Origin of the sequence: Blautia faecis, assembly GCF_027662325.1 — a bacterium.
Lineage (GTDB): Bacteria > Bacillota > Clostridia > Lachnospirales > Lachnospiraceae > Blautia_A > Blautia_A faecis.
The window spans coordinates 1-2,934 of sequence record NZ_JAQDKY010000071.1; the positions used below are offsets into that span (position 1 = coordinate 1).

The following is a 2,934-nucleotide window of genomic DNA, read 5'->3' on the forward strand; positions in this document are numbered from 1 at the left end:
GGAGAAGAAGGGGAGAAGCCGCTCCTGTATCCCGGAAGAATCGCAGAAGCCAGGGTGATCGCAGTAGCACCAAAAGCAGTACGCCTGGAGGTGTTTGGTGTGGAAGTATCCGTCCGGGCGCGTGATATGGCCTGGGAGTGGATGCTGGATGCCAGTGAAAAATTCCAGGTTGGTGACCTTGTCCAGGTTATGGTTAATAAAGTAGATGGTCAGGAACCAGAACAGATTAGCGTGGAAGTGGATGCCAAAACCCCGACGGCCAATCTCAATAAAGATAATCTTCGGAAATGCCACCGTCAGGGCAAGTACACAGGTGTGATCACAGAAGTTTATAAAGGCACGTATTTTATGAGGCTTGATATCGGGGTGAATGCCGTGGCACATTCGTGCAACATGCCAACCCTTCCGGGAAAGGGAGATAAAATCGGAATTGTAGTGACCAGAATTAACGATAATTACGAAGTCGCAGAAGGGATTATCACAAGGCTGATTAAAAGATATAAATAAAAATTAAAACTAACGAAAATCCTATTGACACAGAAAATGCGATTTTTTTAAAATCGGGACAAACAGGAAAGGAGACGAATGAAATGGCAAAAATGAAGAAAAAACAGCAGAATGAAAAACTGTATTGTCCCTACTGTGGCGGGCTGGCGGTGCTGCGTCCAGCAGAGTATGTTTATGGTGAGCGTAATTTAAATCCTGATAACTATTTGTATGTTTGCAGTGGTTACCCATCCTGTGATTCTTATATTGGAGTCCATAAAAAGAGTATGCGGCCTATGGGAACTCTGGCAAATGGGGATCTTCGCCATAAACGGATTGAAGCACACCGGGCGTTAAATAAGGTGGTACAGGCTGGCATCATGACCAAACATGGTGCTTATATCTGGCTGCAGAACCGCCTGTGCCTGCGGGAAAAGGACATGCACATTGGAATGTTCTCCGAGTACCGGTGTGAGGAAACTATCCGGGAGTGTAATATACTTATGGAACAATATGCAAAGACGAACCGAATTTCTTCCTGTGAGAAGAAAACGCTGGCAGCATGAGAAATGGAAAAAATATCCTGCGTTTGCAGGCGGATGAGGAAGATGTCTACCACCTGATGGATCTAAGGGAACGGTATTTTGTACTGATCGGAGCAGGCTCCCTTATAGAGGGAATCGCGGCTTATTTTCTGTTTTTCCAGATCCGATGCTGGGATCTCATATATCTGTGTGCGGCACTTTTCCTTGGGATTTTTCTTCTTCTAAGGCAGTCAAACAAAATCAGTAAAAGAATCATGGAAGCGGAAGTCTGTTACATGGAGCTGGATGAATTCAGTCTGGCAGTCTGCCAGCCGGAAAAAAACGGGCATTATGAATGCTGCCGGATCTTTTATGAAGAGATTGATAAAATCGTAGAGGGCAGTCGCAGAGGAATCCCGGAATTTTACATTGTGTTGGGCGAAAATGAAAACCGGGAGAGCTTTTTCCTTCTGGACGAAGAAGAGCAGGACCGGACGATCTTCCTTGTCCGCTCGTTTGGATTTAATCATCAGAGGTTTACGGAGTTTTATAGGAAGCTCCGCTGGAATGTTCCCGGAAAAACCCGGATCATTGGAACGAAGAACCAGGAGGTATGGAACCTTCGAAAACCAAATATCGAAGTCTGCATTGTAGCAGGAATGATTGCCTGTTATGTGATTCCGAAACTCCTGGAAGTTATGAAGCTACACTAGGAGGAACTGGATTATGAAATGGTACACAGCCATTGGATGCAAAATGGAAGATGATGAGGGCAGGCTTCTGGTAAAGATTGACGGTCAGGAGAAGGTGCTCACAGAGATGGAAGGCATGCTGTGGGCGGCTCTTACCTGGAGCCTCTGTGCAGAAAATAGAATCTATTCCCAAATGTACCGGGTATTATGCCTTACATTTGGAGAAGAGTATGCAACCGAATGGGCGGACGAAGAGGATTTTTTGTTTTGCTTAAGGCGCCTGAAAAAACGTGGTCTGGTAGCGGAGTGTGATGGCGAGAGTAAGGAGGAAGCTTTGTGGCTCCTTCTTAGTAAATCTGTGGTATCGCCTGTCACGGATTCGTTTTCAGAGCGGTTAGGCGCATTTGCAGACGATCTGGCACTTGGAAAAGGACTGAAAATCGCATTGCGGGCTTTTAAAAGGCCCGTGTTTACCTATGAAGAGCGAATGGTTCTACAGCAGCTTGCAGGTGGTGGCTATATTCCTTATCATCTGGCAGAGTTAACCAGACAGGCGGGTGCCGTTCCCCTGTCTGTGGAAGAACGAAAGATCGTTCAGAAACAGGTCTTGCAGGAATTCATGCAGATCCTGGTTTCCCTATTTAAGAAGAAACAGTTTGTAATCAGCTGCATCCAAGAAGGAGGTCTCCTTGAAGAAAAAGAAGAAATGGAAAACATGGCTGTCTGAGCAGTACCTAAAATACAGAGAACATTATACCGGGATACCGGGCTTTTTTAAAAAGAGAATTGTGAATACCTTACTGTTATCGTTTCTCTTATTGTATGGAGGCTGTGCCCTTGGTCTGGCGCAAAAATCAGCTGGATTTGTGGGATGGACAGTTTTTTTGGCAGTCTGTGGAATTGGGTATGCGGGGTATATTTATTACCTGGCAGTTACAAAATCCTATGAGGTGGTGGAAGGAACTGTGACAGAGATCCATGCGGAACTTCTTTTTGATGGTTTTAAGAGGGTTCTGGTGCAAGGGGATGATGGGATTACCACAGAGCTTTTGTTAAATAAAGAGACAGTTGTCATGTATGGAAAAGCCTACCGCTTTTATTTTAACCAGAATGCACATGCATTCTCAGGAATTCGAAGGTTGGATGCAGCTTTTGATTTTGGAAATTTTTTTGGAGTGGAGGAAGTAAAAGAGTAATCCGGGTCAGGGAGTACCAGGCATGGTTCGAGTCCA

5 protein-coding genes are annotated in these 2,934 nt (G+C 45.2%); all 5 read left to right on the top strand.

Translation table 11 applies throughout. From position 1 onward, the window contains the following. Nucleotides 1–507: S1 RNA-binding domain-containing protein (locus PGQ38_RS18600; RefSeq protein ID WP_270433055.1), on the top strand; the 507-nt coding region annotated here is incomplete at its 5' end. 83 nt (nt 508–590) lie between these two features. Beyond that, nucleotides 591–1,052, top strand: coding sequence for a zinc-finger-containing protein (locus PGQ38_RS18605; protein ID WP_195991525.1), 462 nt, complete (start codon nt 591–593; stop codon nt 1,050–1,052). Then, nucleotides 1,049–1,723, top strand: a complete 675-nt coding sequence (locus PGQ38_RS18610) for a hypothetical protein (protein WP_243284050.1) — start codon at nt 1,049–1,051, stop codon at nt 1,721–1,723. The genes PGQ38_RS18605 and PGQ38_RS18610 overlap by 4 nt, the downstream gene beginning before the upstream one ends. A gap of 13 nt (nt 1,724–1,736) precedes the next feature. After that, nucleotides 1,737–2,429 (top strand): hypothetical protein, encoded by a 693-nt coding sequence (locus tag PGQ38_RS18615; protein ID WP_195991524.1) that lies wholly within the window; start codon nt 1,737–1,739, stop codon nt 2,427–2,429. Continuing rightward, the gene (locus tag PGQ38_RS18620) at nt 2,392–2,898 is read left to right on the top strand and encodes a hypothetical protein (protein ID WP_173718705.1); all 507 of its coding nucleotides are present in this window, start codon (nt 2,392–2,394) and stop codon (nt 2,896–2,898) included. The genes PGQ38_RS18615 and PGQ38_RS18620 overlap by 38 nt, the downstream gene beginning before the upstream one ends. Nucleotides 2,899–2,934 lie beyond the last annotated feature (36 nt).